The following is a 25,066-nucleotide window of genomic DNA, read 5'->3' on the forward strand; positions in this document are numbered from 1 at the left end:
CCCGCGCATGACCGACACCACCACCCCCGCGCCGGACCGCCCCCGCCTCGCCTATCACCACACGACCGGCACCGGCCCGACGATCGTCTTCCTGTCGGGCTATGGTTCGGACATGACGGGCACCAAGGCGGTTACGCTCGAGGCCTGGGCGAAATCGCAGGGCCGCGCCTATCTCCGCTTCGACTATGGCGGCTGCGGCCGCAGCGAGGGCGCGTTCGAGGATCAGACGCTCGTCGACTGGCGCGACGACGTGATCGCGATGCTCGAGGCGCTGGCGGACGGCCCCGCGGTGCTCGTCGGCTCGTCGCTCGGCGGCTGGCTGATGCTGCTCGTCGCGAAGGCCCGCCCCGATCTGGTCGCGGCGCTCGTCGGCATCGCCCCCGCGCCCGACTTCACCGACTGGGGCTTCACCCCTGAGGAAAAGCTGACGCTGCTCAGCGCGGGCCGGCTCGAACGCGCCAACGATTACGGCCCCGAACCCACCATCTACACCCGCGGCTTCTGGGCGTCGGGCGAGGCGAACCGGCTGATGTTCGGCTGGATCGAGATCCGCTGCCCCGTCCGCCTGATCCAGGGCCAGCGCGACAAGGCGGTGCCGTGGCTGCGGACCACCCGGCTCGCCGAGCTGCTTCGTTCAGCCGATGTGCAGACATTGCTCGTCAAGGACGGCGATCACCGCCTGTCACGCGATTCCGACATCGCGCTGATCATCCGCGCGGTCGAGGATGTGATCGCCCGCTTATGATCCTGATGCTGCTCGCCCCCGCGCTGCTCCTGTCCCAGGCCGCCAGCCCCGCCACAAAGCCTGCCGCCAGGCCGACAGCGACACCGGCCGCCAGGCCCGCCGCCGCCGGCCCCGCCGACGATGCCACCCGGCTCCAGCGCTGCATCGCGACGATCGCCACCGATCCGGTCGCCGCGCGTGCCGAGGCGGGCCGCTGGCGGATGGCGGGCGGCGGCGCCGCGGCGCGCGACTGTGGCGGGCTCGCCTTTGCCGCGGAAAAGAACTGGGCCGCCGCCGCCGCCGAATTCGAGAGCGCGGCGCGCGACGCGCAGCTCGCGCACGACGATCGCGCCGCGACCTACTGGGCGCAGGGTGGCAATGCCTGGCTCGCCGCGGGCGACGCGACCAAGGCGCGCACCGCGCTCGATTCGGCACTCACCGCGGGGACGCTGACCGGGCTCCAGCTCGGCGAGGCACGGCTCGACCATGCGCGCGCGCTCGTCGCCGCGGACGACCTCGCCTCCGCGCGCACCGATATCGATCTCGCGCTGACCACCGCGGGCGACGATCCGCTCGCCTGGCTGCTGTCCGCAACGCTCGCGCGGCGGATGGGCAATCTGCCCCGCGCACGCGGCGACATCGCCGAGGCGCTCAAGCGCTCCCCCGACGACGCTTCGGTCCAGCTCGAGGCGGGCAACATCGCCGCGCGCGACGGCGACGAGACCCGCGCCCGCGCCGCCTGGGCCGAAGCCGCGCGGCTCGCCCCCGACACCCCCACCGCCCGCAACGCCATCGCCGCGCTCCGCCAGTTCGACCCGCCCAAACCCTGATCCGCCGGGAGAACCGCGCCCGCCCAAACGTCATTCCCGCGCAGGCGGGAACCCAGACCGGCAACCCTCACGGCCCGGCCACCCCCGCCCGCCCCTCTGGATCCCCGCCTCCGCGGGGATGACGGACGTGAGAGACGAGCACGACGCCACCCGCCCAAACGTCATTCCCGCGCAGGCGGGAACCCAGACGGGCAACCGTCACGGCCCGGCCACCACCGCCCGCCCCTCTGGATCCCCGCCTCCGCGGGGATGACGGACGGAGGATAGGGGCGCGGCAACAGTCTCCATGGCGAATGCCCCACCCGCCACGCCCGCCCCTCTGGAACCCCGCCGGGGCGCCGCCTATCTACCGGCGATCCAACCCGAAAAGGCCGTCCATGAAATATCTGCACACGATGATCCGGGTCACCGATCCGGCCAAGACGATCGCGTTCTTCGAGCTGCTCGGGCTGAAGGAGGCCCGCCGCCTCGAAAACGAGCAGGGTCGCTTCACGCTGATCTTCCTCTCCGCGCCCGGTGACGAGAGCGCCGAGGTCGAGCTGACGCACAACTGGGATCCGGAAGACTATGGCGAAGGCCGCAATTTCGGACACCTCGCCTACCGCGTCGACAATATCTACGAGACCTGCCAGCGGCTTCAGGACGCCGGGGTGACGATCAACCGGCCGCCGCGCGACGGCCACATGGCGTTCGTCCGCACCCCCGACAACATCTCGATCGAGCTGCTGCAGGACGGCCGGCTCGACCCTGCCGAGCCCTGGGCGTCGATGCCCAACACCGGCCACTGGTAAGGGCCACTGGTAAGGATCGTCGGCCCGCCCGCCGCGCGTCACGCGCGGCGGCGGGCCGGCATCGTCCCGGCCGCCATCGCCGCGGCACAGTCGGCGACGTGGACCGTCGCACCGCAACCCTCGATGATCTCGATCCGCATTGTCAGGTCGACACAGCCCTGGCGGATGTCCTCCGCCAGCATCTCGCGCATCGCCACGATCGCATGCTCGATCGCCGCCGCGCGGTGCGCCAGCTCGATCCCCTCGTGATCCTCGATCACCTCGCCGCCCAGGGCGATCTGAAATCTGTATCGCGGCATCAGCGACATCCTGTGCGTTCGACGCGACGGCCGGGGCGACCGGCGCTGCCGCGCCCAGTGTTCGCCCCTGTTTCTCGCAAGGCGTCTACGCCCCTGCGCGACGATCGGTTCCGCGCCACCCGTACAGCGCGCGGCAGCCGACATTTTCTTACAATAACCGACAATTTCCGAAATGCGCGTCTAACCTATGTTTGAGCGAGACTATAACGCCTGTGATAGTGCAGGGCGCCTCTGGGCAAGCTATGCTTAACCCGGCGACTGAGAGTTCGATATGCTCCCGCCCGAGCGGAGCCTGCATGTGGATTACCCCATCGTCGTCACCGATCATCTGATTGCCAAGCTCGCGACCCGGGTCGAGCTGAGTGCGGCGGATCGCGTGGCGATCGCGGCGCTGCCGTGCAAGCTGCGCACGATCGATCAGTCGACCTACATGCTGCGCGAGGGCCAACGCCCGCTGCGCTGCGCGTTCGTGATCGACGGCTTCGCCTATCGCCAGAAGCTCACCCCCGACGGCGAGCGCGAGATCGTCTCGATCCTGATGCCGGGCGACTTCATCGATCTGCAGAACCTGTTCCTCGAGGAATCGGATCACGACGTCCAGGCGCTGACCCGGATCACCGTCGCCGAGATCCCGATCCCCGCACTGCGCGAGATCGTCGCGGTTTCGCCGAAGATCGCCACCGCCTTGTGGATCGAGGCGCTGGTCGAGGCGTCGATCCACCGCGAATGGCTGCTCAACGTAGGTCGCCGCAACGCCAAGATGCGGCTTGCGCACCTGCTCTGCGAATTCTCCGCCCGGCTGCGCGCCTCCTCGCTCAGCGACGCGGACGGCAGCTACGAACTGCCGATGACGCAGGAACAGATGGGCGATGCGCTCGGCCTGACCCCGGTCCATGTCAACCGCGTGCTCCGCGCGCTCGAGACCGACGGCCTGATCACGCGTCGCAAGCGGCAGATCGGCGTCGTCGACTGGTGCGCGCTGCGCGACGCCGCCGAATTCAACGAACGCTATCTCCACCTGACCCAGACGCGCAGCTGAGGACGGGGCCTGAGGACGGGGCCAGAGCCGCCCCGACCCGGCCACTCTTGACTTTTCGACCGGTCGCGCGCATCTGACCGCCATCGAGGTGTCATGCAGCGTGATCGGACCTGAACAAGGTCCAGGCTCCGCCTCGGTCGTTTCTAACGGGCTTCCCTTTTCACGCGGGGTGTCAAAACACCACGCCCCTCGCGCGTCCTCCTGTGGATTCGCGAGCCCGGCACATTTGAGAGACTATTCATGTCCTTTTCCAACCTCGGCCTCGCCGAGCCCCTCGTCCGCGCGCTCGAAGCCAAGGGCTATACCGAGCCGACGCCGATCCAGGCCCAGTCGATCCCGATCCTGCTCGAGGGCGGCGACCTGCTCGGCATCGCGCAGACCGGCACCGGCAAGACCGCCGCGTTCGTGCTCCCCTCGATCCAGCGCCTGACCGAGACGCAGAAGCGCGTCCTGCCGACGCATTGCCGCATGCTCGTCCTCGCGCCGACGCGCGAACTCGCCAGCCAGATCGCCGACAGCGCACGCGCCTATGGCCAGTTCAGCAAGATGTCGGTGACCACCGTGTTCGGCGGCACCAGCATCAACAAGAACCGCCAGGACCTCAGCCGCGGCGTCGACATCCTCGTCGCCACGCCGGGCCGCCTGATCGACCTGATCGAGCAGGGCTTCTGCAACCTGTCGATGATCGAGATCCTCGTGCTCGACGAAGCCGACCAGATGATGGACCTCGGCTTCATCCACGCGCTGAAGAAGATCGTCCGCATGCTGCCGAAGAAGCGCCAGACTTTGTTCTTCTCGGCGACGATGCCGACCGCGATCCGCGATCTCGCCTCGCAGTTCCTGCTCGATCCGAAGACCGTCTCGGTCAAGCCCGCCGCGACCACCGCAGAGCGCGTCGACCAGTATGTCACCTTCTGCAACCAGTCGGAAAAGCAGGCGCTGCTGACGATCACGCTGGGCGATCCCGCGATCGACCGCGCGCTCGTCTTCACGCGCACCAAGCACGGCGCCGACCGCGTCGTGAAGCTGCTCGCGGGCAACGGCATCGCCTCGAACGCGATCCACGGCAACAAGAGCCAGGGCCAGCGCGAGCGCGCGCTGGGCGAATTCAAGCAGGGCAAGGTCAAGGTCCTGATCGCGACCGACATCGCTGCGCGCGGCATCGACGTCTCGGGCGTCAGCCACGTCATCAACTTCGAGCTGCCCAACGTCGCCGAGCAGTATGTCCACCGCATCGGCCGCACCGCGCGTGCGGGCGCCAGCGGCATCGCCGTCGCGTTCTGCGCGGATGACGAGAAGGCCTATCTGCGCGACATCGAGCGGATCACCCGCCAGAAGGTGACGGTCCGCCCGCTGCCCGACGATTTCGTCAACCTGTCGAACCAGATCAAGCAGACGCGCGTCAAGACGATGGGCGCCGATCCCGAAGTCCGGATCGACCGTCCGCGCGATCCCGCGCGTCCCCGCGCCACCCACGCGCCCCGCGCGACCGGCACCACCGGCCGCAACTATGCGGGCGCAAGCCGTGGCGGTCAGGGTGGCGGCGGCCAGGGTGGCGGCGGCGGTCGTCCCCAGGGCGGCGGTCGTCCCGGCGGCCAGGGCGGTGGTCGCCCCGCCGGTGGCGGTCGCCCCGGCGGCCAGGGCCGCGGCGCCGGCCCCAGCTCGGCACGCTAAGGCCCCATGTCTTTGCCTCGCGGGTTTGCTATAGGCAGACCTGCGAGGAGAAGACTGATGGACGTCTCGAATACCCCGATCGCCGAACGCATCGCCCGCGTCCTGGCGGGCCAGCGGATCAGCGCCAATGCCGGCGGCGACACCGCCTCCGCGTCGCGCCTGATCGACGAAGCCTGGACCGACTATCTCCCCGACGCGCTCGCGGTCCTGCGCACCTTGCGCGAACCCGACCAGACCATGGCCGCCGCCGGCGACCCCGCCATCTGGGAAACCATGGTCCTCGCCGCGCTCAAGGCCGCCCGCCCGCAGACGGTGGTGCTGTAGCCGACGCCCCTCACTCCCCCTCGTCATCCTGACGAAAGTCAGGACCCAGAGCCAAAAGCGACCCCGCCCGTAACTCTGGGTCCTGGGTCAAGCCCAGGATGACGAAGAGGGCGGGAACCGCCCCCCCATCCGTTCGCCCTGAGCGAAGTCGAAGGGCCGGCCCCAAGTGCTTCGACTTCGCTCAGCACGAACGGAGCGTGAGAGCGCAATGGCACCCCCGCCCCCGTACGCACCCGAAAACCCCCAGACTAAAGCACGAACCGGCTAAGATCCGTATTCCGCGCAATCTCCTTCAGCTGGCTGTCGACATACGCCCCGTCGATCACCACGCTGGACCCGCCGCGATCCTCGGCATTGTAGCTGACGTCCTCGAGCAGCTTCTCCATCACCGTCTGCAACCGCCGCGCGCCGATATTCTCGACCTCGGCATTCACCTCCGCGGCGATCCGCGCGACCGCGGCGATGCCGTCCTCGGTGAAGCGGATCTCGACGCCTTCCGTGGCGATCAGCGCCTTGTACTGCAGCGGCAGCGACGCCTTGGTATCCGACAGGATCGCAACGAAATCCCCCTCGGTCAGGCCCTTCAGCTCGACCCGGATCGGCAGACGCCCCTGCAACTCGGGCAGCAAATCGCTCGGCTTGGCGACATGGAACGCCCCGCTCGCGATGAACAGGATATGGTCCGTCTTCATCGGTCCGTATTTGGTCGCGACCGTCGTCCCCTCGATCAGCGGCAACAGGTCGCGCTGAACGCCCTCGCGGCTCACCGATCCGCCGCGCCCGTCGCTGACCGCGATCTTGTCGATCTCGTCGAGGAACACGATCCCGTTCGCCTCGGCATCCGCCAGCGCGACGCGACTCACCTCGTCCTGGTCGAGCCGCTTGTCCGCCTCTTCCTCGACCAGCTTGTCCCACGCCGCGGTCACCGTCAGCTTGCGGCGCTTCAATTGCTGCCCGCCGCCCAGCGACTTCATCATCTCGCCGATGTTGATCATCTGCGGCGCGCCGCCGGGGATCTCGAACGGCGTGGTCGGCGTCTGCTCGACCTCGATCTCGACCTCGGCGGCGTTCAGATGCCCGTCGAGGAACCGCTGCTTGAAGCTCTCGCGCGTCGCGGTGCTCGAATCCTTGCCGACCAGCGCGTCGAGCAGCCGGCCCATCGCCGCCTCCTCCGCCTTGTCCTTCACCGCGATCCGCCGGCGTTCCTTCTCCAGCCGGATCGCCTCCTCGACCAGGTCGCGCGCGATCTGCTCGACGTCGCGGCCGACATAGCCGACCTCGGTGAACTTGGTCGCCTCGACCTTGACGAACGGCGCATCGGCGAGCTTCGCCAGCCGCCGGCTGATCTCGGTCTTGCCGCAGCCGGTCGGCCCGATCATCAGGATGTTCTTCGGCGTCACCTCGTCGCGCAGATCCTCGCTGAGCTGCTGGCGCCGCCACCGGTTGCGCATCGCCACCGCGACCGCGCGCTTGGCCGCGGCCTGGCCGATGATATGCGCGTCAAGCGCGGCGACGATTGCCTTGGGGGTAAGCTGGTCGTTCATGATCACTCTTCTTCGCCCCTCCCCTTCAGGGGAGGGGTTGGGGGTGGGGACTATCCGCGGGCGGAGCGCTTGATGAAGCCCCCCACCCCAACCCCTCCCCTGAAGGAGAGGGGCTTCCGGGTCTTCAGCTGGTCGAGTCCATCGACTCCACGGTCAGCCGGTCATTGGTGTACACGCAGAGCTCGCTCGCGATTCCCATCGCCTTGCGGCACAGCACCTCGGCATCGCTCTCATATTCGACCAGCGCGCGCGCCGCGGCGAGCGCATAGTTGCCGCCCGATCCGATCGCCGCGACGCCGTTCTCGGGCTCGAGCACGTCGCCATTGCCCGTCAGGATCAGCGTCACGTCCTTGTCCGCGACGATCATCATCGCCTCGAGGTTGCGCAGGAACTTGTCGGTCCGCCAGTCCTTGGCGAGCTCGACCGCGGCCCGGAGCAACTGCCCCTGATGCTGCTCCAGCTTGCGTTCGAGCCGTTCGAACAGCGTGAAGGCATCCGCGGTCGCGCCGGCGAACCCGCCGATCACCGACCCGTCGCCGAGCCGCCGCACCTTGCGCGCATTGGGTTTCATGACCGTCTGGCCCATCGAGACCTGGCCGTCGCCGATCACGACGACCTTGCCGCCGCGCCGGACCGAAAGGATGGTGGTGCCGTGCCAGACCGGCATGGCGTGGGGATCATTTGCACTCATGACCGCGATGTAGGGTGCGCTTTCGACCACGCAACGGTCCGTTGCACCGACCCCCTGCACCACCCCCTCACCCTCCCGCTCGTCTTCCCTGTCAGCTTCCCGGTTACCTTCCCCCTTTACGTCATCCTGACGAACGTCAGGATCCAGAGCCCCGAACGCCACGCGCGCCGCTCCGATACCAGTCCCGCTCACCGCCGCTTCCCCCACTCACGCGCCGCGGTATACCCCAGATACCCCGTCCCGAAGAGCGCGTAGAGCGGCTCGGGGATCGCCCCCAGATACGCCCCCACGCCCGCCGCGATCGCCTGCGCCGCCGCCGGCCGCACCGCCGCGAGCAGACCCACCGGGATCGCCCCGAGCAGCAACGCGTACATCACATACAGGAACCCCGGCCGCGCCCGCGTCACCCACGGATCGGCGGGCAGCTCCGCCCCCTCCTCAACGCCTCTCGTCATGACACCCCCCTGGAAAAGTGGCGCTTTCCGCCTCACGCCCGGTTCGCGAGCCAGCCATAAAGGAACGCCTCGTTCGCCGGCCGCCGCTCCGCCAGCGCGACATAGCGTTCGCCCTGCAGTGCCTCGATCGCCTTCAGCAGCACCGCCTCGCCCCCCGCCCCGCGTCGCTTGAGGAACCCCGCCAGCGCCGCCAGCGTCCCCGCCCCGATCCGGCCATCGACGACGAGGTCGGGATAATCGCTCGCCCCCCGATTGAGCGCGTTGAGCGCCCGCTGCAGAAACCCGCTCGCGACCGCCGGCCCCATATTCACCCCGGTATCGAACAATTCCCCCGCAATATCCGGCGCGATCCGGCCAACCCCCTCATATCCGGGGTCAATCCAGTAAGCCTGCCGATAGATCGCGACCGCCGCCGCCCGCGGAAACACCCGCATGTCCCCCGCAAACCCATGCGCCCGCGCCACCGCCTGCGTGATCCCGAACCGCGTCGCCCCCCCGCGATCCGCCGGATGATCGCCGTACCCGCCCTCACGATCGATCACCGCCTCGATCAGCCCACCGATCTCCATCCCCGATTCCCCCGATTCGCCCGCAACCATATAACCATATAGGTTAGCGAAAAGCAAGATCAGGGCCTAGAATGGTAAAAGACAAACACCGTCCACCGTCATCCTGACGAAAGTCAGGACCCAGAGCCAAGCAGCGCAAGCGCCCGTAACCCTGGGTCCCGGGTCAAGCCCGGGATGACGAAAATGGAAACCCACCCCTATCGGTCAACCAGCAACCCGCTCCCAAACCTCAGCTTTCCTCCCCATCCAGCCGAGCTTGATCCAGCACCCGCTCCCCCCGCGCCCGCTCCTCAGCATCCCGCGCACGCTCCGCCTTGGTCCGCCCGAACGCCGCGCGGTTCGCGTCCGCCACCACCCCCGCCTCGCGCCGCGCCCGCGCTTTGCGCGCACGCCGCAAATTGATGATCTCGCCCATGAATCCCCTCGCACCCCGCTTGCCAGCATCCCGCCGGCGCTACAGACTGCCCCTCCTATGCGCCATCCCGTCCTGCTGTCCGCCCTTCTCCTGCTCCCCGCCGCCGCGTCGGCGCAGGCACTGCCGCCCGGCGCCTGGGCGATCACCTCGACCGCGGTCGAGCTCGTCATTCCGGGTGCGCCGGGGTTTATCCTGCGGATGATGCGCGGAAAATCGAAGACCGAGCGCAAATGCCTGCCGCCCGAACAGGCCTCGTCGGGCGTCGCCGCGCTGTTCGTCCCCAAGCCCGAGGCGCGCTGCACCGTCGAGCGCGCGCAGTTCTCGGGCGGGCGGATCGATCACGTCATGACCTGTCCGCAGAAAAAGGGGCCGCCGATGCGGATCGTCCGCGCGGGCAGCTATGGCGCGACCGGTTTCACCGCGCGGATGACGATGACCGGCGAGACCGACAAGGGCGCGATGCGCATCGTCGCGGATCAGGTCGCGGCGCGCACCGGTCCTGTCTGCAAACGCTGACGCCAGGATCTGGAATGGCACGATATTTCGTGCCCGCGAGCGGCATCGCCTCTGGCGGCCGGCTCCGGAAAGTTTCTGGTCGGGGCGACAGGATTCGAACCTGCGACCCCCACACCCCCAGTGTGATGCGCTACCAGGCTGCGCTACGCCCCGACCGAAGGGCGCGCATTATGCGGATGTTGCGCGCGATGCAAGCACGCGATTGCGGCAAAGCCCATATTCGTCCGTCTCATCGCGGCCCGGCCACGCTTCACCGGCGCACATTGGTTGCGCGGGGCGGCAACCGGTGATAGCGGCATCGCCCATGCGAGCGCGGGCGTATGGCGCCTGCCCACCAGCCAAAACGGGACTCCATGTTCATTTCCCCAGCATATGCGCAGGCCGCCGGCGAGACGGCGACATCGGGCGGCATCGCCTCGTTTCTGAGCCTCGCGCCGCTCTTCCTCGTCTTCATCGTCTTCTATTTCCTGATGATCCGTCCGCAGCAAAAGCGGATGAAGGCGCTCCAGGCGTCGGTCGCGGCGGTCAAGAAGAATGACAGCGTCGTCACCGCGGGCGGCATCATCGGCAAGGTGACCAAGGTCGAGGACGCGTTCGTCGAGGTCGAGATCGCACCCAACACGCGAGTCCGCGTCGTCAAGGCGACGCTCACCGACATCACCAGCCCGAACACGAAGCCGGCGAACGACTGATGTTGGATTTCCCCCGCTGGAAGGTCGCGTCGATCATCGGCCTGCTGGCCGTGCTCTGCGCGCTTGCGATCCCGAGCTTCTTCTCCGAATCGACGACCAGCAAGTGGGGGGCGATTCCGCATAAGCGGATCAACCTGGGTCTCGATCTGGCGGGCGGCAGCTATCTGCTGCTCGAGGCGGACACCGCCGATCTCGCCAATTCGCGGATCGAGGCGATGCGCGACAGCATCGCGGGCACGATGCGCAACGGCACGCCGCGCATCGCGATCGGCGATATTTCGGTGCGTGGCGGGCAGCTTAGCTTCCTGCTCCGCGATCCGAGCCAGGTCGATGCCGCGCGCGAGCGGCTGCTCTCGATCACCGGCGGCGGCGCCGGGATGAGCGGCCAGCGCGAATGGGACATCAACGTCGTCGACACCAGCCGGTTCGTGCTCAAGCCGACCGAGGCCGGGCTCCAGCAGGCGATCGACACCGCGATGAAGGACGCGACCGAAGTCGTCCGCCGCCGCATCGACGAACTCGGCACCAAGGAGCCGACGATCGTCCGCCAGGGCGCGACGCGTATCGTCGTCCAGGTGCCGGGCCTGCAGAATCCGCAGGCGCTCAAGAACCTGCTCGGCAAGACCGCAAAGCTCGAATTCAAGCTGGTCGACGAGACCGCGAACCCCGCCGATCTCGTCAAGGGCATCGCCCCCGTCGGCAGCCAGGTCATTCCTTACCCCGGCAATCCGCAGGGCATTCCGTTCATCGCGGTCAAGCGATCGGTGATCATCTCGGGCGATCAGCTCGCCGATGCCCGCCAGGAGTTCGAGCCGCAGACCAACGCGCCGCAGGTGGCGATCACCTTCGACGCGGTCGGTGGACGACGTTTCGCCAAGGTCACGCAGGAAAACACGAACAAGCCGTTCGCGATCATCCTCGACAATTCGGTGATCTCCGCGCCCAACATCAACGAGCCGATCCTCGGTGGTCGCGCCTCGATCTCGGGCAATTTCACCACCGAATCGGCGAACGCACTCGCGATCTCGCTGCGATCGGGCAAGCTGCCGATCAATCTGAAGATCATCGCCGAGAGCACCGTCAGCCCCGATCTCGGCAAGGATTCGATCCGCGCCGGCGTGCTGGCCAGCATCGTCGCGGCGCTCGCGGTGATCGTGTTCATGTTCGTGACCTATGGCCGGTTCGGCCTCTATGCGAACCTCGCGGTGGTCATCAACATCCTCGTGATCGTCGCCGTCATGGCGATGCTCAACGCGACGCTGACGCTGCCCGGCATCGCCGGCTTCGTGCTGACGATCGGTACTGCGGTCGACGCCAACGTGCTGATCAACGAGCGTATTCGCGAGGAACGCCGCCGCGGGCGCAACATCGTCCAGGCGGTCGAGCTCGGCTATAAGGAGGCGTCACGCACGATCTTCGAGGCCAACGTCACGCACGCGATCACCGGCGTGATCATGCTCCTGCTGGGCTCCGGCCCGGTTAAGGGCTTTGCGGTCGTGCTGCTGATCGGCATCTGCACCAGCGTGTTCACCGCGGTGACCTTCACGCGGATGCTCGTGGCGCTCTGGCTGCGCAAGAACCGCCCCACCACGATCAATATTTGAGGCGGGAGACATCATCATGCGCCTGCTGAAACTCGTACCCGACAACACCAACCTGAAGTTCGTCTCGCTCCGCAAATGGGCGTTCGGGCTGACCATCCTCCTGTCGCTCGCCGCCGTCGGGCTGGTCTTCGCCAAGGGTCTGAACATGGGCGTCGACTTTGTCGGCGGCGTCCTGATCGAGGAGCGGTTCGCGACTCCGCCGTCGATCGACGCGGTCCGTACCGAGGTCGATCGTCTCGGCGTCGGCGAAGCCTCGATCCAGTCCTTCGCCGATCCGACCGTGCTGTCGATCCGTCTGCCGATCCCCGAAAGCACCGACGAGGGTGCGACCAACGCACTCGTCAAGAAGGTCGCCGACGATCTGGCGGTCAAGTTCCCCGGCGCGACCTTCTCGAAATACGACACGATCTCGGGCAAGGTTTCGGACGAGCTGATCAGCAAGGGGCTGCTCGCGGTCGGGCTGGCCATCCTCGGCATCGGCCTGTTCGCGGTGGTCCGCTTCGAATGGCAGTTCGGCGTGTCGACCGTCGTCGCGATCGTCCACGACCTGTTGATGACGCTCGGTTTCTTCGCGCTGACGCAGTTCGAATTCGACCTCAACATCGTCGCCGCGGTGCTGACGATCGTGTCCTATTCGATCAACGACAAGATCGTCATCGACGACCGTATCCGCGAGAATATGCGCCGCTATCGCAAGATGGACATGCGCGAGATCATCGATCTGTCGGTGAACGAGACGCTGCCGCGTACCGTCATGACCTCGGTCACGATCCTGCTCGCGCTGACCGCGATGCTGGTGCTCGGCGGGCACGTGCTGCGCGGCTTCACCGCGGCGATGATCCTCGGCATCGTCGTCGGCACCTATTCGTCGATCTACGTGTCGTCGTCGCTGCTCATCACGCTCGGCCTGCGCGCCGAGCCCGAGGGCCGCAAGGGCGACCGCGACGACGCCGAGCGCGTGGGCCCGAAGGCCGGCCGCTGATGCGCGGCGGGCCCGGCACGTGAGGACAAGCGCGTGAGAATGGACAAGGAAAAGACCGACGGACCGATGATCTCGGCGATCGGTCATGGCGGGTTCCGGGTCGACGACGGCTATTATACCGCGCTGCTGATCACCCCGTCGCGCGCCGACGGCTGGACGCCGCCGCCGTTCGAGGCACTGGGCGCGGACGATGTCGCCAGCGTCCTCGCGCTGTCGCCCAAGCCCGAATTCCTGCTGCTCGGCACCGGATCGCAGCTGCGCCAGCCCGCCGCCGCCTTCCGCCGCGCGGTCGAGGCGCAGGGCGTCGGGATCGAGGCGATGGACAGCCGCGCCGCCGCGCGCGCCTGGGCCGTGCTTCGCGGCGAAGGCCGCTGGATCGCCGCCGCGCTCTACCCTCTCGAAGGCTGAGGCTTTTCAGGCGTTTGGTCGGGCGTGCTAGGCTCCGCCCCCGACCAGCCCCGCCAGATGCGCGAACAGCGCGGCGCTGTTAGCCTCCCAGGTAAAGCGCGCCGCGACACGCCGCGTCACCTCTCTCGCCGGCGGTGCCGCCAGGATCCCCGCGATCGCCGCGCCGAACGCCGCCGCATCGCGCGGCACGATCCGGCCCGCCTCGCCCGACGTGACCACCTCGCCTGCGCCGCCCGCATCGGTGATCACGATCGGCGTCCCGCAGGCCAGCGCCTCGACCCACGCATTCGCCAGCCCCTCGGACGCCGAGGCGAGCGCCATCACGTCGGCGGTCGCGACCAGCCGCGGAATCGCCTCATGCGCGACGCTGCCGAGCAGCCGGACCCTGCCCCCCACGCCGAGCGTGCGGATCAGCGCCTCCAGCCGCGCCCGGTCGCCCCCCTCGCCCGCGATCCTCAGCGAGACACCCGGCAGGCGCGCGACCGCCTCGATCACCACGTCATGTCCCTTGCGCGGGATCAGCGCCCCGACCGACAGCACCATCGGCCCCGTCACGCCGAGCCGCGCCGCCTCAGCCGCACGCGCCGCCGCGTCGATCGGGCGGAACCGCGCCTGGTCGACTCCGGTATGATGCACCCGGATCCGCGCCGCCGGCATCCCCATCGCGATCATGTCCGCGCGCATCGCCGCGCTGACCGCGAGCAGCCCGTCCGCCGCGCAACCCGCACGCCGGATCTGCGCGCGCGTGCCCGCCGCACGACCCCAAAGATGGATATCCGCCCCGCGCGCCTTGATCGACACGGGCACACCATAGCGTCGCCCGAGCGCGACTGCGGCGACGCCGTCGGGAAAAAAGAACGATGCATCAATGACGTCGAACGGAAAACTTGGCCGCACGGCGTCGAGCACCGGGATCAGCGCGCGGGTCAGCGCCGCGGCATGCCACCGCCCCCCGGTCGCAGGAATCGTCGTGAACCGCGGCCGCTGCACGCCCACCCCGCGCCACCTCTCCTCGAGCGGTAGCTGCGCGAGCGGCGCGAAACGCGGCATCAGACGCAGCGGCCCGGGCGGCAGGCCGATCGGTGCGACGACGTGCAGATCGACCCCCGGATGCGCTGCGAGCCCCAGCGTCTGCCGCTCGACGAAGACGCCGAAATTGGGCCGGCTCGCATCGGGAAACAGCGTGGACAGGGTCAGGACGCGCATCATGGCCCTTGGTATCGCCGCCGGGTTAAGAACCCTGTCGCCGCGATTATTGCAGGTCGACCGGCCCGGTCGCGATCACCCCCGCGCGCAGGGCATCGTCATACAACAGCGCGCTTTCGCGCTGCACCTGATGCGTCAGCCGCGCGAGCATCGCCTCGGCCTCGCCGCGGAATTCGTACCAGTCCGCAGGCTCGATCGTCGGCAGCCAGTGCGCGATGAACACCCGCCATTCACGGCGCAGCGCGTCGAGTTCGGCGGCCATGACCGCGACCGTCTCGGGCGAATACTCCGCCTCAGTCGCGATCGCGGTCAGGTCGATCACCTCGTCCTCGACGCCCAGATGATCCGCGACCAGTACCGCGAGCTCGAGCAGCTTGCGCGACGCCGCCGCGCAATTATGCCCGCGCCGCTGCAACAGCGCGACCAGGTCGGCGCAGCGTTCGGCGATACGGTCATGATCGTCGATCAGGCGTCGCCACGACGTCCGGTCGTCACGCTGTTCGGCGAGTCTTTGTGAGGTGACTTCCATCGAATTTCTCCCCTTTTCAACGCGCGCCCTCGTCCGTCATGCCCCAACCCCCGACCGCCGGCGGGTGACGATGCGCGCTACTCCCGATAGGCGGTGGTTATCGCTTCGACCTCGGCCGGATCGCCCATGATCAGGCCGATCCGCTGGTGCAGGCTGCTCGGCTCGATCGACAGGATGCGCTGCTCGCCGTCGGTGGCGGCGCCCCCCGCCTGCTCCATCAGCATCGCCATCGGATTGCCCTCGTACATCAGCCGCAGCTTGCCGACCTTGCCCGGCTGGCGGACGTCGCGCGGGTACAGGAATACGCCGCCGCGCTTGAGGATGCGGTGCGCATCGGCGACCATCGATCCGGTCCAGCGCATGTTGTAATCGGTGCCGATCGGCCCGTCCTTGCCCGCGATCCGCTCGTCGATGAACCGCGTCACCTCGGGCGACCATTGCCGCGCATTCGACGTGTTGATCGCGAATTCGCGCTTGCCACCGGGCATGCGGATGTTGGTGTCGGTCATCACCCACGACCCGATCTCGCGGTCGAGCGTGAACTCGTGCACCCCCGCGCCGACCGTCAGCACCAGGATCGTCTGCGGACCATAGACCGCATAGCCCGCCGCGACCTGGGTCTGCCCCGCCTGAAGGAAATCCTGCTCGGACACATCGGCACCCGACGCGGTCTCGGCGGCGCGCAGCACCGAAAAGATCGTGCCGACCGACAGGTCGACGTCGATGTTGCTCGACCCGTCGATCGGATCGAACAGCAGCAGATATTCGCCCTTGGGATAGCGATTGGGGACGAGGTGGATCGTCTCCATCTCCTCCGACGCCATCGCCGCCAGATGCCCGCCCCACTCGTTCGCCTCGAGCAGCATCTCGTTCGCGATCACGTCGAGCTTCTTCTGCACCTCGCCCTGGACATTCTCGCTCTCGAGGCTGCCGAGCACGCCGCCCAGCGCCCCCTTGCCGATCGCATGGCTGATCGCCTTGCACGACCGCGCGACGACCTCGATCAGCAGGCGCAGCTGCGGCTGCAGCGTGCCGGCTTCGCGTTGCTGTTCGATCAGGAACTGGGTCAGCGTCTTGCGCTTCATGGGCAGGGTACCTTCGACCGGAATGGAGAATGCAATCGTGGTTAGCCAAGCCGATCCTGCTATACCATAGGAGAGAAATGCCCGATCCGTTCGAACGATCCCTCTTTATGACGGGGTGTTTCGGCCAACCGGCTCGCGCTGGCGCGGCATTGCCGTTAGAGGCTGCCGCGATGTCCGCGTTCGACCAGCATCATCGCGACCTCTCCGCGCTTGCCACGGCAACGCGTCGCCGCGCGCTGATCGCGCGGCAAGGGGTTGATTTCGCCTCCAATGACTATCTCGCGCTCGGCCAGAGCGGGCGGATCGCCGCGGCCGTCGCGGCGGCGCTCGCGCGCGGCGTCGCGGTCGGTTCGGGTGGATCGCGGCTGCTCCGCGGCAATGATCCCGAACACGCGCTGCTCGAAGCCGAGGCGGCGGCGTTCTTCGGCGCGGAGACGGCGTTGTACTTCTCGACCGGGTACGCCGCCAACGCCGCGCTGTTCGCGACGCTGCCGCAGACCGGCGACCTCGTCGTCCACGACGCGCTGATCCATGCGAGCGCGCATGAGGGGATGCGGCTCGGCCGCGCGGAGACGGTCTCGGCAGCGCATAACGACGTCACCGCCTTTGCCGATGCGATCGCGCAGTGGCGCCGGGCGGGCGGCACCGGCCGGCCCTGGATCGCGGTCGAAAGCCTCTACAGCATGGACGGCGACCGCGCGCCGCTCGACGCGCTCGTCGCGCTCGCCGAGCAGCATGACGGCGTCGTGCTGATCGACGAGGCGCATGCCACCGGCGTGTTCGGCGACGATGGCCGCGGCCTCGCCGGGCATCTGGAGGGACGGCCCGACATCGTTACCTTGCGCACCTGCGGCAAGGCGATGGGGTGCGAGGGCGCGCTGGTCTGCGGCCCCGACGTCGTCCGCGACTTCCTCGTCAACCGCGCGCGCGCGTTCATCTTCTCGACCGCGCCCTCGCCGCTGATGGCGAGCGCCGCGCGCGCAAGCCTGCAGATCCTCGCCGACGAACCCGAACGCCGCACCGCCCTGCGCACGCTGATCGCCACCGCCGAAGCCACGCTCGCGCCGTACGGCGTCGTGCCGACCGGATCGCAGATCCTGCCGCTCGTGCTCGGCGACGATGCGACGACGATGCGCGTTGCCGCGGCGGTCCAGGCGGCCGGGTTCGACGTCCGCGGGATCCGCCCGCCGACCGTGCCCAGCGGCACGTCGCGCCTGCGAATCTCGCTCACGCTCAACGTCACCGCACCCCAGATCGCAGGGCTCGGCGACGCGTTGCAAAAGGCCCTGTCATGACCCGCCTCGTCGTTACCGGCACCGACACCGATGTCGGCAAGACCGTCTTTGCCGCCGCGCTCGCGGGCGCGCTCGACGCAAGCTATTGGAAACCCGTCCAGGCCGGGCTCGACGGCGGCAGCGATGCGTCGCGCGTCGCGGCGCTGTCCGGCCTCGCGCGCGAGCGGATCCTGCCCGAGGCCTATCGGCTGACGACGCCCTGCTCGCCCGACCGCGCGGCGGCGCTCGACGGTGTGACGATCGACCTCGACCGGCTCGTGCCGCCTGCGCTGCCCGGCCCGCTGGTGATCGAGGGGGCGGGCGGGGTGATGGTGCCGCTGACCGACACCCGCGTCTTTGCCGACCTGTTCGCGCAGTGGCGGCTGCCCGTCGTGATCGTCGCGCGCACCGCGCTCGGCACGATCAACCACAGCCTGTTGTCGATCGAGGCGCTGCGCCGCCGCGACGTACCGATCCTCGGCGTCGCGTTCGTCGGCGATGCGGTCCCGCACAGCGAGGCGGCGATCGTCCGGCTGGGCAACGTGCGACATCTCGGCCGGCTGCCGATGCTCCCCCGGCTCGACGCCGCCGCGCTCCGCGCCGCCTTCGCCGCCAGTTTCCGGCTCGAGGATTTCCGATGACGTCGCCGATCTGGCATCCCTTCACCCAGCATGGTCTCGGCGACCCGATCCCCCGCATCGTCCGGACCGAGGGGGCGGCGCTTCATACCAGCGACGGGCGGCGGATCGTCGACGCGATCTCGTCCTGGTGGGTGACGACGCATGGCCACCGCCATCCCCGGATCATGGCCGCGATCGCCGAGGAGGCGGGGCGGATGGACCAGATCATCTTCGCCGGCTGGACGCACGAACCCGCCGAAACGCTTGCGCGCGGGCTCGTCGCGATCATGCCCGAGGCGCTGCGCCACGTCTTCTTCTCCGATTCCGGATCGACCGCGGTCGAGGTCGCGCTGAAGATGGCGCTCGGCTACTGGCGCAACCGCGACGAGCCGCGCGACCGCATTCTCGTGCTCGAACACAGCTATCACGGCGACACGATCGGGACGATGTCGGTCGGCGAACGCGGCGTCTACAACCGCGCCTATGCGCCGTTGCTGTTCGACGTCGGCACCATCCCCTTCCCGCACCCCGGCGCCGAACAGGCCACGCTCGACGCGCTCGAGGCAGCGTGCCGCGCCGCGCCCGCCGCGTTCATCGTCGAACCGCTCGTGCTCGGCGCGGGCGGCATGCTGATCTATCCGCCGCACGTACTCGCCGAGATGCGCGCGATCTGCGCCCGTCACGCCGTGCTGTTCATCGCCGACGAGGTGATGACCGGCTGGGGCCGTACCGGCACGCTGCTCGCCTGCGAACAGGCGGGCGTCGTGCCCGACATCCTGTGCCTGTCCAAGGGCTTGACCGGCGGCGCGGTCCCGCTCGCGGTGACGATGGCAACCGCGGAGATCTTCGACGCGCACCTGTCCGACGACCGCGCACGGATGTTTTTCCACTCCTCGAGCTATACCGCCAACCCGATCGCCTGCGCCGCCGCCAACGCGAACCTCGCGATCTGGCGCGACGAGCCGGTGCACGACCGGATCGCGACACTCGGCGCACGACAGGCGGCGCATCTCGACCGCATCGCCCGCCTGCCCGGCGTGACCAACCCGCGCCGCATCGGTACGATCGCCGCGGTCGACCTGCAGGTCGGCGATCGCGGCTATCTGTCGGATCTCGGCCCGAAACTGCTGCGCTTCTTCACCGCACACGACCTGTTGCTGCGACCGCTCGGCAACACCGTCTACGTCATGCCGCCCTATTGCATCGACGAGCCCGACCTCAACGCGATCTATGCCGCGATCGAGGAGGCGTGCGCGACCCTGCTCTAGTCCTCGCTGTAGCGTTCCTCCGCCCAGGGATCGCCGCGCCGGTGATAGCCATTGACCTCCCAGAAGCCCGGCTCGTCCGCGCCAAGGAACGCGATCCGCGAAATCCACTTCGCGCTTTTCCAGAAATAGAGATGCGGGATGACGAGGCGGACCGGGCCACCATGCTCGCGCGTCAGCGGCTTGCCCTGCCAGCTGTGCGCGAGCAGCGCGTCCGCCGCGGCGAAATCGGCCAGTGGGACATTGGTGGTGTAGCCGTCATAGCCGTGCAGCGTCAGGAACGCCGCCGCATCGACCGGGCCGACATGGTCGAGCAGGTCGCGCGTCGCCACGCCCGACCAGTCATTGTCATAGCGCGACCAGGTCGTGACGCAGTGAATGTCCGACCGGACGGCGGTCTGCGGCAGCGCCATGAACCCCGCCCAATCGAGCGTCACCGGCCGCTCGACCATCCCGTCGATCGTCAGCCGCCACCGCTCGCGCGCGATATCAGGCTGCTGGCCGAGATCGAGCACCGGCCAGTCGCGGACCAGATGCTGCCCCGGCGGCAACCGGTCGCCCTCCGCGCGGTCTGTCGCTCCCGTCAGGAACTTGCCCTCGCTTGCCCAGCGTTGCTTCGACCGCGTCAGCTTGGTCGGTTCGGACCTGTCATCATCGCTCATGCGGCACAGACTAGGCGGCTTGCGGCGGCGGGGCCACTGTCGATTTCCCGGGGGGCTTCCCGGGGGATTTCCCGGGGGATTTCGTGGCGCAGAGCGGGTATCCCCCGGTAATGCGTCAACCGATCACCTTCTATGTCGGCCATCAGGGCCGCGGCCATGCCAATCGCGCGATGGCGATCATCGACGCGTTGCCCGCCGGGCGCGCCGTCACGATCCTGACCGCACGCCCCGCGCTGTTCGACGGGTTCGCGCGCGCCGTCACGCTGGTGCCCCTGCCCGACGAGGGCGCGGCCGGCCACAGCCCCCCGCCGGCGCTCGCCGCGCAGCCCACCCCCGACATCCTCCACCGCGCACCGATCGGCGACGCGGCGATCCGCGCGACGATGCGGACGATCCTCGACCATCTCGATGCGGTCGATCCCGCGCTGTTCGTGGTCGACGTCTCCGCCGAGATCGCGCTGCTGGCCCGCATCGCCAGCGTCCCCGCGATCGGGATCCGGATGCACGGCAACCGCGGCGATGCCGCGCATCTCGCCGGCTATCGCGCCTGTGTCGGCCTGCTCGCGCCCTTCGACGAAGCGCTCGAACAGCCCGAGACCCCTGACTGGATCCGCGCCATGACCCATTATGCGGGCGGGCTGTGCACCGCGCAGGACGTCGTGCCGGGCAAGGCGGAGGCGCGGGCGATGCTCGGCCTCTCCGCCGACCGCGAGATCGTCGTCGTGCTGACCGGCGGCGGCGGCGCAGGAACGCCCTATGCGCCGCTGACCATGGCCGCGCGCGCGCTGCCAGAGACCGACTGGCTGGTGCTCGGCACCGTCCAGCGCGAGGGCCATGAGACCGATTTCGGCAATCTCCACCTGCGCGGCTGGGTGTCGACGATCACCGCGCACATCGCCGCCGCCGACGTCGTCGTCGCCTCCAGTGGCGATACCATCGTCCACGAAATCGCGCGCGTCGGCCGCCCCTATGTCTGCGCGCCCGAATGGCGCTATTTCGACGAACAGATGCGCAAGGCCGAGCGCCTGGCCGAACTCGGCGCCGCGATCCTGGTGCCAAGCTGGCCCGGCGCATCGACCCCATGGCGCGGCCTGCTCGACGCCGCCAAGGCGCTCGACCCCGCCGCACTCTCAAGCCTCCACACCCCCACCGCCGCCGCCAGCGCCGCGAACTATCTCGACCGGCTCGCCACCGATCTCTGGACACGCTGAACCGACATTACTGGGTTGAAAGACGGGCGGGTCCGATCCGGATGTTTTTAGCTGTATCCAGTGCAATGGCAGGCTAGCCTGCGTCATGCACCTGACCCGCCCACAGGCCGACTCGCTCGCCCGTGAGGGCATGACCGCGCTGCGCAACGGCAACGCCGCTGTCGCCTATGAAAAATTGTCGCTGTTGCGCGACGGCGCACCGGGCATGCCCGCGCCCTGGTTCCTGATCGCGCAGGCGGCGCAGGCGCTCGGGCGCGACGACGAGGCCGACGACGCGCTCGTCCGCTTCCTCGCGACCGAGCCCCGGCATCTCGGCGCACTGCTGACGATGGCGGCGCTCAAGCGTCGCCGTGGGGACGATCGTGCGGCGGAGTCCTTCTATCGCACCGCGCTGTCGGTTGCCTCCCAGCCGGGTGCGACCATCGCCCCCGCGCTCGTCCCCCTGCTTCGGGCAGGCGAGACCTTCCTGACCGAAGTCGCCGGCCGCTTCTCGGCCCATCTCGACTCGGCTCTCAAGGAGATGCCGCGCACGGCGAGTCCCCGGATCCGCCACGCGCTCGACCTGCTGCTCGGCCGGAGCGAGCTCTATCTTCAGCAACCCTCGATGTTCTATTTCCCGGGCCTGGCGCAGCGTGCCTATTTCGAGCGCGAAGAGTTCGCCTGGGTCGCCCCGATCGAAGCGGCGACCGGCGCGATCCGAGCCGAACTCGACGCGGTGCTCGCGGCCGGACAGGGCTTTGCACCCTATGTGCAGACGATGGCCGGTCGACCACCGCCCGCAAACCCGCTGCTCGATGATCCGGGCTGGGGCGCCTTTCACCTCTGGCGTGGTGGCGTGCCGGTCGAGCCCAATGCGACGATGTGCCCGAACACGATGGCCGCGCTGTCGCTGGCGCCGATTCCCGTCATTCCCGGCCGGTCGCCGATGGCGATCTTCTCGCGGCTGACCCCCGGCACGCATATCCGCCCGCATCACGGCATGCTCAACACGCGGCTGATCTGCCACCTACCCCTCATCGCGCCCGACGGATGCGCGCTGCGCGTCGGGTCCGAGACGCGGCCGTGGCGGGACGGCAGGATGCTGATATTCGACGATTCTTTCGAGCACGAGGCGTGGAACCGGGGGACGCAGACCCGGATCGTCCTGCTGTTCGAAGTCTGGCGTCCCGAACTGACCGCGACCGAACGCGACGCGCTGACCGACATATTCGCCGCGATCGACCGGTATCAGGGTCCCGTGGTCGATACCGGCTAAACGCGGCCGGCGTGTCGATCAGTCGCCCGGCATCGCGCGGGTATGCATCTCGCGCGTCTCGTCCTGCGCCAGTTCATACTGGCGTCGCCACTCCGCCTTGGTCAGGCAGATGCGCTGGCTTGCGACCAGCGAGCCCGTCCTCGCCTGCGCACGACAGATCTTCTTCTCCGGCAAGGGCCCCGAGGTTGCTGACGCGGTCGTGGGTCGGACACCCGCAGGCAGCGTCCACACGACCTGCCCCTCCTGCCGGGTCGTCGGCCCGCCGCCGCCCGGTGCGACATAGGCCGCAATCTGCGCATGCGAGAACAGGAAGTCGCACGTCGCCTCGTCGAGCGACGCAAAGCCGCTGCTCTTCGAAACCGCACATTCGCGCAACCGCCCCTGCCGATCGACGGTGACGCTGATCCCGACGGTTCCCTGCTCACCGCGACGCAGCGCTCCGCGCGGATAATTGGCGAGCTGAACCCGTGCATTCTTTTCCCGGAGCGCCTGCAGCGCGGGATCGTCTCCAGATGCAGTGGAGACGGGTGCGATTTGCGCCCCGACGGCTGATAGGCCGACCATACCCCCGACGAGCGCGATGACCCACGACCCTCGGCTTGCCCATGACAGCGTCGTCCGCATAGTTTCGTCTCCAGCCAGTATTTCACCACCGCAGCCTCGCGCGGGCAAGCTCAATCCACCACGTCGCCCGCCATGCCCAGCTGCGCGCCGAGCGTCCCGAACATCCGCCGCATCATCGCGATTTCGCTCGCGGTGAGATGCGGGTTCCAGACGTCGACGATCAGGACGGCGCGAATCTCGTCGCTGTCGTTCCACGCCTCATGCTCGATCGTGTCGTCAAACACGAACGCCTCACCGACGCGCCACGCTCGGGTCTCGCCACCGACCCGAAAGCCGCATCGGTCGGGAACGATCAGGGGGAGATGCACGACGGACCGGATATTGCTGACCCCCGTATGCGGCGGCAGCCGCGTGCCGGGCTTGAGGACCGAGAAGAAGGCGGACGGCCCGCGGCCGGGAATGTCCGCCAACGGCAGCGTCTCCAGCATCGCCGCGGTTTGCGGGCACCGCGTGCACACCGCATCGTCGCGCACGCCATACCGCCACAGATATCGGGCGCTCCACAGATCCGACCCGTCGAGCGGGGTCCACCGGTTCGGCGGCGTGCCCGGCGTCATCGCGACATAGGGCGCGAAGCCCGGTGCCCCATCGGCAAGAAGGTTTTCCAGCTCTGCGCGGATGGCTGGCGTGGCCGCTTCGAACGCGGCCAGCCAGGGAAAATGCCGCCGCGGGAAGAATTCGTCCGCGGGCAGGAATGGAAAATGCAGCCCGTGGGGTACCGGCGCATGGATCGCCCGACGACCGAGCATCGCATCGATACAGACGTCGATGCGACGTCGGTCGTCCGCGGCCGCATCCTCCCGCAACGGTGCAAGCGCCGTATCGATGGCATCGGACAGCGCACGTGTATGCTGCGCGATCCTATCTGAGGCACGGACGAGGAGCTGGCTTAACGCCGGCGACCGCTCGGGGAGCGACTGAACGATCGTGGCCACTCCACCCCAGCGAAACGCCGCCGCCGCAGTGTTACCGACGCGGTCCAGCAGTTCGGCCAGCCGGACGTTCGCCATCAGATTGCGCTGGTCGAGCGCGAGTGCGCGTTCGAGCGCGGTCTGTTCCCCCACGCTGTCGCCGAGCCCGCGATAGGCGCTCGCCAGGTTCATCCACAGCGGCGACGCGGCAGGGTCAGCCGTCGTCGCGCGCGCGAAATAGCCGACCGCCATACCATCGCCCCGCGCCAACGCGTCGAGGCCCAGCGCGTTGAGCGCAACAGGATGCTCGGGCGCAATGCCGAGCACGTCGTGAAAGACAGCGCAGGCCCGCGCACCGTCGCCGGCACGCTGCGCGGTATCGGCAGCTTGCAACAACATCTCGAGCGACGGCCCCGGCTGCTGACGCATCACCGGAGCGCCGTTATTGCGCACCGCTGCGTGCGGCACGTTCGACCATATCCTGTCCAGCGGCACGTCCCGCCTGCGCGATCTGGTCCCATTCTGCGCGCGTATGGCATTCGCGTCGCGTCTCGATCAGCGATCCCGACGGCGCCGATCGCTTGCAGATCCGACGCTCGGCCGGCGGCGTCGCGGCCGGTGGCGCCTCATCGCGCTGCGCCATCGTTGCGCCGGCCGCTGCCACAGTGAACGCGGACGGCGCCGCCACGATCAGCGACGCCGCGGCAAGACCCGATCGGACCGCCGATCCACACCATGTCGTCCGCATCATCATGCCGCTCCGCAATGCATTGCCGGTACGCATCATGACGGGTCCTTTCAGTTTCGCAACGAGATTTTGGCCGATTCGGACGTACCAAGACCGGTGGCAGTCGGGACCATGATATG

The 25,066-nt window shown here is 68.6% G+C and carries 28 protein-coding genes, 1 tRNA gene and 1 pseudogene; 16 read left to right on the top strand and 14 right to left on the bottom strand.

Annotation, left to right across the window (positions count from 1 at the left end; all coding sequences use genetic code 11):
- The first annotated feature begins 7 nt into the window (after positions 1 to 7).
- From SOM18_RS15790 to SOM18_RS15800, 3 genes are all read left to right on the top strand, one after another.
- On the top strand, positions 8 to 745 hold the full coding sequence (locus SOM18_RS15790) for an alpha/beta fold hydrolase (protein ID WP_031441083.1): 738 nt from the start codon (positions 8 to 10) through the stop codon (positions 743 to 745).
- Positions 742 to 1,554 carry a hypothetical protein gene (locus SOM18_RS15795; protein ID WP_320481960.1) on the top strand — a complete coding sequence of 271 codons (813 nt, stop codon included), beginning with the start codon at positions 742 to 744 and terminating at the stop codon, positions 1,552 to 1,554. Before SOM18_RS15790 ends, SOM18_RS15795 begins: the two co-directional genes overlap by 4 nt.
- 377 nt (positions 1,555 to 1,931) lie before the next feature.
- On the top strand, positions 1,932 to 2,345 hold the full coding sequence (locus tag SOM18_RS15800) for a VOC family protein (RefSeq protein ID WP_031440142.1): 414 nt from the start codon (positions 1,932 to 1,934) through the stop codon (positions 2,343 to 2,345).
- 38 nt (positions 2,346 to 2,383) lie between these two features.
- Here the strand turns inward: SOM18_RS15800 and SOM18_RS15805 are convergent, their stop codons facing one another.
- Complete coding sequence (locus SOM18_RS15805; protein ID WP_031440141.1) at positions 2,384 to 2,644, bottom strand: DUF6894 family protein; 261 nt, start codon at positions 2,642 to 2,644, stop codon at positions 2,384 to 2,386.
- Positions 2,645 to 2,942: 298 nt separating this feature from the next.
- Between SOM18_RS15805 and SOM18_RS15810 the strand changes: the two genes are divergently transcribed.
- The 3 genes from SOM18_RS15810 (at position 2,943) to SOM18_RS15820 (ending at position 5,681) form a co-directional block, all read left to right on the top strand.
- Positions 2,943 to 3,683 carry a Crp/Fnr family transcriptional regulator gene (locus SOM18_RS15810; RefSeq protein ID WP_235188324.1) on the top strand — a complete coding sequence of 247 codons (741 nt, stop codon included), beginning with the start codon at positions 2,943 to 2,945 and terminating at the stop codon, positions 3,681 to 3,683.
- 240 nt (positions 3,684 to 3,923) lie between these two features.
- Positions 3,924 to 5,357, top strand: a complete 1,434-nt coding sequence (locus tag SOM18_RS15815) for a DEAD/DEAH box helicase (RefSeq protein ID WP_056679374.1) — start codon at positions 3,924 to 3,926, stop codon at positions 5,355 to 5,357.
- A gap of 57 nt (positions 5,358 to 5,414) precedes the next feature.
- On the top strand, positions 5,415 to 5,681 hold the full coding sequence (locus SOM18_RS15820) for a hypothetical protein (protein WP_031440492.1): 267 nt from the start codon (positions 5,415 to 5,417) through the stop codon (positions 5,679 to 5,681).
- A gap of 248 nt (positions 5,682 to 5,929) precedes the next feature.
- On the opposite strand, the gene hslU is transcribed toward SOM18_RS15820, so the two are convergent.
- The 5 genes and pseudogenes from hslU to SOM18_RS15845 form a co-directional block, all read right to left on the bottom strand.
- A complete protein-coding gene (gene hslU, locus SOM18_RS15825) occupies positions 5,930 to 7,225 on the bottom strand; it encodes an ATP-dependent protease ATPase subunit HslU (protein ID WP_031393589.1) in 1,296 nt (431 codons plus the stop codon).
- A 124-nt stretch (positions 7,226 to 7,349) separates the two neighbouring features.
- Positions 7,350 to 7,892 carry an ATP-dependent protease subunit HslV gene (gene hslV, locus SOM18_RS15830; RefSeq protein WP_081874259.1) on the bottom strand — a complete coding sequence of 181 codons (543 nt, stop codon included), beginning with the start codon at positions 7,890 to 7,892 and terminating at the stop codon, positions 7,350 to 7,352.
- Between the two features lie 212 nt (positions 7,893 to 8,104).
- Positions 8,105 to 8,332, bottom strand: a pseudogene (locus tag SOM18_RS15835) (3TM-type holin); the annotation flags it as partial.
- 71 nt (positions 8,333 to 8,403) lie between these two features.
- Entirely contained in the window at positions 8,404 to 8,940 is a 537-nt protein-coding gene (locus SOM18_RS15840) for a glycoside hydrolase family 108 protein (RefSeq protein ID WP_320482067.1), read from the bottom strand.
- Between the two features lie 229 nt (positions 8,941 to 9,169).
- A complete protein-coding gene (locus tag SOM18_RS15845; protein ID WP_320481961.1) occupies positions 9,170 to 9,355 on the bottom strand; it encodes a DUF4169 family protein in 186 nt (61 codons plus the stop codon).
- A gap of 57 nt (positions 9,356 to 9,412) precedes the next feature.
- On the opposite strand from SOM18_RS15845, the gene SOM18_RS15850 reads away from it, so the two are divergent.
- Positions 9,413 to 9,871, top strand: coding sequence for a DUF3617 domain-containing protein (locus tag SOM18_RS15850; protein ID WP_081874343.1), 459 nt, complete (start codon positions 9,413 to 9,415; stop codon positions 9,869 to 9,871).
- A gap of 76 nt (positions 9,872 to 9,947) precedes the next feature.
- Here the strand turns inward: SOM18_RS15850 and SOM18_RS15855 are convergent.
- A tRNA-Pro gene (locus SOM18_RS15855) sits at positions 9,948 to 10,024 on the bottom strand.
- Positions 10,025 to 10,224: 200 nt separating this feature from the next.
- Between SOM18_RS15855 and yajC the strand changes: the two genes are divergently transcribed.
- Genes yajC through SOM18_RS15875 form a run of 4 tightly spaced genes read left to right on the top strand, consistent with a single transcriptional unit; the run spans position 10,225 to position 13,557 of the window.
- Positions 10,225 to 10,563: a preprotein translocase subunit YajC gene (gene yajC / locus SOM18_RS15860; RefSeq protein ID WP_031441219.1), complete on the top strand. Its 339-nt coding sequence runs from the start codon at positions 10,225 to 10,227 to the stop codon at positions 10,561 to 10,563.
- The gene (secD, locus tag SOM18_RS15865) at positions 10,563 to 12,167 is read left to right on the top strand and encodes a protein translocase subunit SecD (protein ID WP_031441218.1); all 1,605 of its coding nucleotides are present in this window, start codon (positions 10,563 to 10,565) and stop codon (positions 12,165 to 12,167) included. Before yajC ends, secD begins: the two co-directional genes overlap by 1 nt.
- Before the next feature lie 16 nt (positions 12,168 to 12,183).
- Entirely contained in the window at positions 12,184 to 13,149 is a 966-nt protein-coding gene (gene secF, locus SOM18_RS15870; RefSeq protein ID WP_031441217.1) for a protein translocase subunit SecF, read from the top strand.
- Positions 13,150 to 13,188: 39 nt separating this feature from the next.
- Complete coding sequence (locus SOM18_RS15875) at positions 13,189 to 13,557, top strand: Mth938-like domain-containing protein (RefSeq protein WP_107931815.1); 369 nt, start codon at positions 13,189 to 13,191, stop codon at positions 13,555 to 13,557.
- A 27-nt stretch (positions 13,558 to 13,584) separates the two neighbouring features.
- On the opposite strand, the gene SOM18_RS15880 is transcribed toward SOM18_RS15875, so the two are convergent.
- The 3 genes from SOM18_RS15880 to SOM18_RS15890 form a co-directional block, all read right to left on the bottom strand.
- Positions 13,585 to 14,766, bottom strand: coding sequence for a glycosyltransferase (locus SOM18_RS15880; protein ID WP_320481962.1), 1,182 nt, complete (start codon positions 14,764 to 14,766; stop codon positions 13,585 to 13,587).
- Positions 14,767 to 14,809: 43 nt separating this feature from the next.
- Positions 14,810 to 15,292 (bottom strand): hemerythrin domain-containing protein, encoded by a 483-nt coding sequence (locus SOM18_RS15885; RefSeq protein ID WP_031439564.1) that lies wholly within the window; start codon positions 15,290 to 15,292, stop codon positions 14,810 to 14,812.
- Between the two features lie 77 nt (positions 15,293 to 15,369).
- Positions 15,370 to 16,377 carry a class 1 fructose-bisphosphatase gene (locus SOM18_RS15890; RefSeq protein ID WP_031395046.1) on the bottom strand — a complete coding sequence of 336 codons (1,008 nt, stop codon included), beginning with the start codon at positions 16,375 to 16,377 and terminating at the stop codon, positions 15,370 to 15,372.
- 170 nt (positions 16,378 to 16,547) lie between these two features.
- On the opposite strand from SOM18_RS15890, the gene SOM18_RS15895 reads away from it, so the two are divergent.
- From SOM18_RS15895 to SOM18_RS15905, 3 genes are read left to right on the top strand one after another with little or no spacing between them, the layout of a single operon-like run.
- Positions 16,548 to 17,672, top strand: a complete 1,125-nt coding sequence (locus tag SOM18_RS15895; protein WP_320481963.1) for an 8-amino-7-oxononanoate synthase — start codon at positions 16,548 to 16,550, stop codon at positions 17,670 to 17,672.
- The gene (gene bioD / locus SOM18_RS15900) at positions 17,669 to 18,292 is read left to right on the top strand and encodes a dethiobiotin synthase (RefSeq protein ID WP_320481964.1); all 624 of its coding nucleotides are present in this window, start codon (positions 17,669 to 17,671) and stop codon (positions 18,290 to 18,292) included. Before SOM18_RS15895 ends, bioD begins: the two co-directional genes overlap by 4 nt.
- Positions 18,289 to 19,539 (top strand): adenosylmethionine--8-amino-7-oxononanoate transaminase, encoded by a 1,251-nt coding sequence (locus tag SOM18_RS15905; protein WP_320481965.1) that lies wholly within the window; start codon positions 18,289 to 18,291, stop codon positions 19,537 to 19,539. The genes bioD and SOM18_RS15905 overlap by 4 nt, the downstream gene beginning before the upstream one ends.
- Here SOM18_RS15905 and SOM18_RS15910 read toward each other — a convergent pair.
- Positions 19,536 to 20,198, bottom strand: a complete 663-nt coding sequence (locus SOM18_RS15910; RefSeq protein ID WP_320481966.1) for a sulfite oxidase-like oxidoreductase — start codon at positions 20,196 to 20,198, stop codon at positions 19,536 to 19,538. The two genes, SOM18_RS15905 and SOM18_RS15910, sit on opposite strands and share 4 nt — an antisense overlap.
- A gap of 110 nt (positions 20,199 to 20,308) precedes the next feature.
- Here SOM18_RS15910 and SOM18_RS15915 point away from each other — a divergent pair, with 110 nt between their 5' ends.
- Together SOM18_RS15915 and SOM18_RS15920 are read left to right on the top strand one after the other, a co-directional pair.
- On the top strand, positions 20,309 to 21,409 hold the full coding sequence (locus tag SOM18_RS15915; protein ID WP_320481967.1) for a glycosyl transferase: 1,101 nt from the start codon (positions 20,309 to 20,311) through the stop codon (positions 21,407 to 21,409).
- 85 nt (positions 21,410 to 21,494) lie between these two features.
- Positions 21,495 to 22,664, top strand: a complete 1,170-nt coding sequence (locus tag SOM18_RS15920) for an aspartyl/asparaginyl beta-hydroxylase domain-containing protein (protein WP_320481968.1) — start codon at positions 21,495 to 21,497, stop codon at positions 22,662 to 22,664.
- Positions 22,665 to 22,682: 18 nt separating this feature from the next.
- Here SOM18_RS15920 and SOM18_RS15925 read toward each other — a convergent pair whose 3' ends face one another.
- From SOM18_RS15925 to SOM18_RS15935, 3 genes are read right to left on the bottom strand one after another with little or no spacing between them, the layout of a single operon-like run.
- Positions 22,683 to 23,288 carry an energy transducer TonB gene (locus SOM18_RS15925; RefSeq protein ID WP_320481969.1) on the bottom strand — a complete coding sequence of 202 codons (606 nt, stop codon included), beginning with the start codon at positions 23,286 to 23,288 and terminating at the stop codon, positions 22,683 to 22,685.
- A gap of 50 nt (positions 23,289 to 23,338) precedes the next feature.
- A complete protein-coding gene (locus tag SOM18_RS15930; RefSeq protein ID WP_320481970.1) occupies positions 23,339 to 24,667 on the bottom strand; it encodes an aspartyl/asparaginyl beta-hydroxylase domain-containing protein in 1,329 nt (442 codons plus the stop codon).
- Complete coding sequence (locus tag SOM18_RS15935) at positions 24,642 to 24,986, bottom strand: hypothetical protein (protein ID WP_031439573.1); 345 nt, start codon at positions 24,984 to 24,986, stop codon at positions 24,642 to 24,644. The genes SOM18_RS15930 and SOM18_RS15935 overlap by 26 nt, the downstream gene beginning before the upstream one ends.
- Positions 24,987 to 25,066: the final 80 nt, after the last annotated feature.

Origin of the sequence: Sphingomonas sp. CFBP9019 (genome assembly GCF_034045155.1) — a bacterium.
GTDB classification, from domain to species: Bacteria; Pseudomonadota; Alphaproteobacteria; order Sphingomonadales; family Sphingomonadaceae; genus Sphingomonas; species Sphingomonas aerolata.

What these genes read in the sequence shown, in the direction of transcription:
- SOM18_RS15790 (WP_031441083.1), top strand. Translation starts at nt 8, where the DNA reads ATGACCGACACCACCACCCCCGCGCCGGACCGCCCCCGCCTCGCCTAT.
- SOM18_RS15795 (WP_320481960.1), top strand. Translation starts at nt 742, where the DNA reads ATGATCCTGATGCTGCTCGCCCCCGCGCTGCTCCTGTCCCAGGCCGCC.
- SOM18_RS15800 (WP_031440142.1), top strand. Translation starts at nt 1,932, where the DNA reads ATGAAATATCTGCACACGATGATCCGGGTCACCGATCCGGCCAAGACG.
- SOM18_RS15805 (WP_031440141.1), bottom strand. Translation starts at nt 2,644, where the DNA reads ATGCCGCGATACAGATTTCAGATCGCCCTGGGCGGCGAGGTGATCGAG.
- SOM18_RS15815 (WP_056679374.1), top strand. Translation starts at nt 3,924, where the DNA reads ATGTCCTTTTCCAACCTCGGCCTCGCCGAGCCCCTCGTCCGCGCGCTC.
- SOM18_RS15820 (WP_031440492.1), top strand. Translation starts at nt 5,415, where the DNA reads ATGGACGTCTCGAATACCCCGATCGCCGAACGCATCGCCCGCGTCCTG.
- hslU (WP_031393589.1), bottom strand. Translation starts at nt 7,225, where the DNA reads ATGAACGACCAGCTTACCCCCAAGGCAATCGTCGCCGCGCTTGACGCG.
- hslV (WP_081874259.1), bottom strand. Translation starts at nt 7,892, where the DNA reads ATGCCGGTCTGGCACGGCACCACCATCCTTTCGGTCCGGCGCGGCGGC.
- SOM18_RS15840 (WP_320482067.1), bottom strand. Translation starts at nt 8,940, where the DNA reads ATGGAGATCGGTGGGCTGATCGAGGCGGTGATCGATCGTGAGGGCGGG.
- SOM18_RS15845 (WP_320481961.1), bottom strand. Translation starts at nt 9,355, where the DNA reads ATGGGCGAGATCATCAATTTGCGGCGTGCGCGCAAAGCGCGGGCGCGG.
- SOM18_RS15850 (WP_081874343.1), top strand. Translation starts at nt 9,413, where the DNA reads ATGCGCCATCCCGTCCTGCTGTCCGCCCTTCTCCTGCTCCCCGCCGCC.
- yajC (WP_031441219.1), top strand. Translation starts at nt 10,225, where the DNA reads ATGTTCATTTCCCCAGCATATGCGCAGGCCGCCGGCGAGACGGCGACA.
- secD (WP_031441218.1), top strand. Translation starts at nt 10,563, where the DNA reads ATGTTGGATTTCCCCCGCTGGAAGGTCGCGTCGATCATCGGCCTGCTG.
- secF (WP_031441217.1), top strand. Translation starts at nt 12,184, where the DNA reads ATGCGCCTGCTGAAACTCGTACCCGACAACACCAACCTGAAGTTCGTC.
- SOM18_RS15875 (WP_107931815.1), top strand. Translation starts at nt 13,189, where the DNA reads ATGGACAAGGAAAAGACCGACGGACCGATGATCTCGGCGATCGGTCAT.
- SOM18_RS15880 (WP_320481962.1), bottom strand. Translation starts at nt 14,766, where the DNA reads ATGATGCGCGTCCTGACCCTGTCCACGCTGTTTCCCGATGCGAGCCGG.
- SOM18_RS15885 (WP_031439564.1), bottom strand. Translation starts at nt 15,292, where the DNA reads ATGGAAGTCACCTCACAAAGACTCGCCGAACAGCGTGACGACCGGACG.
- SOM18_RS15890 (WP_031395046.1), bottom strand. Translation starts at nt 16,377, where the DNA reads ATGAAGCGCAAGACGCTGACCCAGTTCCTGATCGAACAGCAACGCGAA.
- SOM18_RS15895 (WP_320481963.1), top strand. Translation starts at nt 16,548, where the DNA reads ATGTCCGCGTTCGACCAGCATCATCGCGACCTCTCCGCGCTTGCCACG.
- bioD (WP_320481964.1), top strand. Translation starts at nt 17,669, where the DNA reads ATGACCCGCCTCGTCGTTACCGGCACCGACACCGATGTCGGCAAGACC.
- SOM18_RS15905 (WP_320481965.1), top strand. Translation starts at nt 18,289, where the DNA reads ATGACGTCGCCGATCTGGCATCCCTTCACCCAGCATGGTCTCGGCGAC.
- SOM18_RS15910 (WP_320481966.1), bottom strand. Translation starts at nt 20,198, where the DNA reads ATGAGCGATGATGACAGGTCCGAACCGACCAAGCTGACGCGGTCGAAG.
- SOM18_RS15915 (WP_320481967.1), top strand. Translation starts at nt 20,309, where the DNA reads ATGCGTCAACCGATCACCTTCTATGTCGGCCATCAGGGCCGCGGCCAT.
- SOM18_RS15920 (WP_320481968.1), top strand. Translation starts at nt 21,495, where the DNA reads ATGCACCTGACCCGCCCACAGGCCGACTCGCTCGCCCGTGAGGGCATG.
- SOM18_RS15925 (WP_320481969.1), bottom strand. Translation starts at nt 23,288, where the DNA reads ATGCGGACGACGCTGTCATGGGCAAGCCGAGGGTCGTGGGTCATCGCG.
- SOM18_RS15935 (WP_031439573.1), bottom strand. Translation starts at nt 24,986, where the DNA reads ATGATGCGTACCGGCAATGCATTGCGGAGCGGCATGATGATGCGGACG.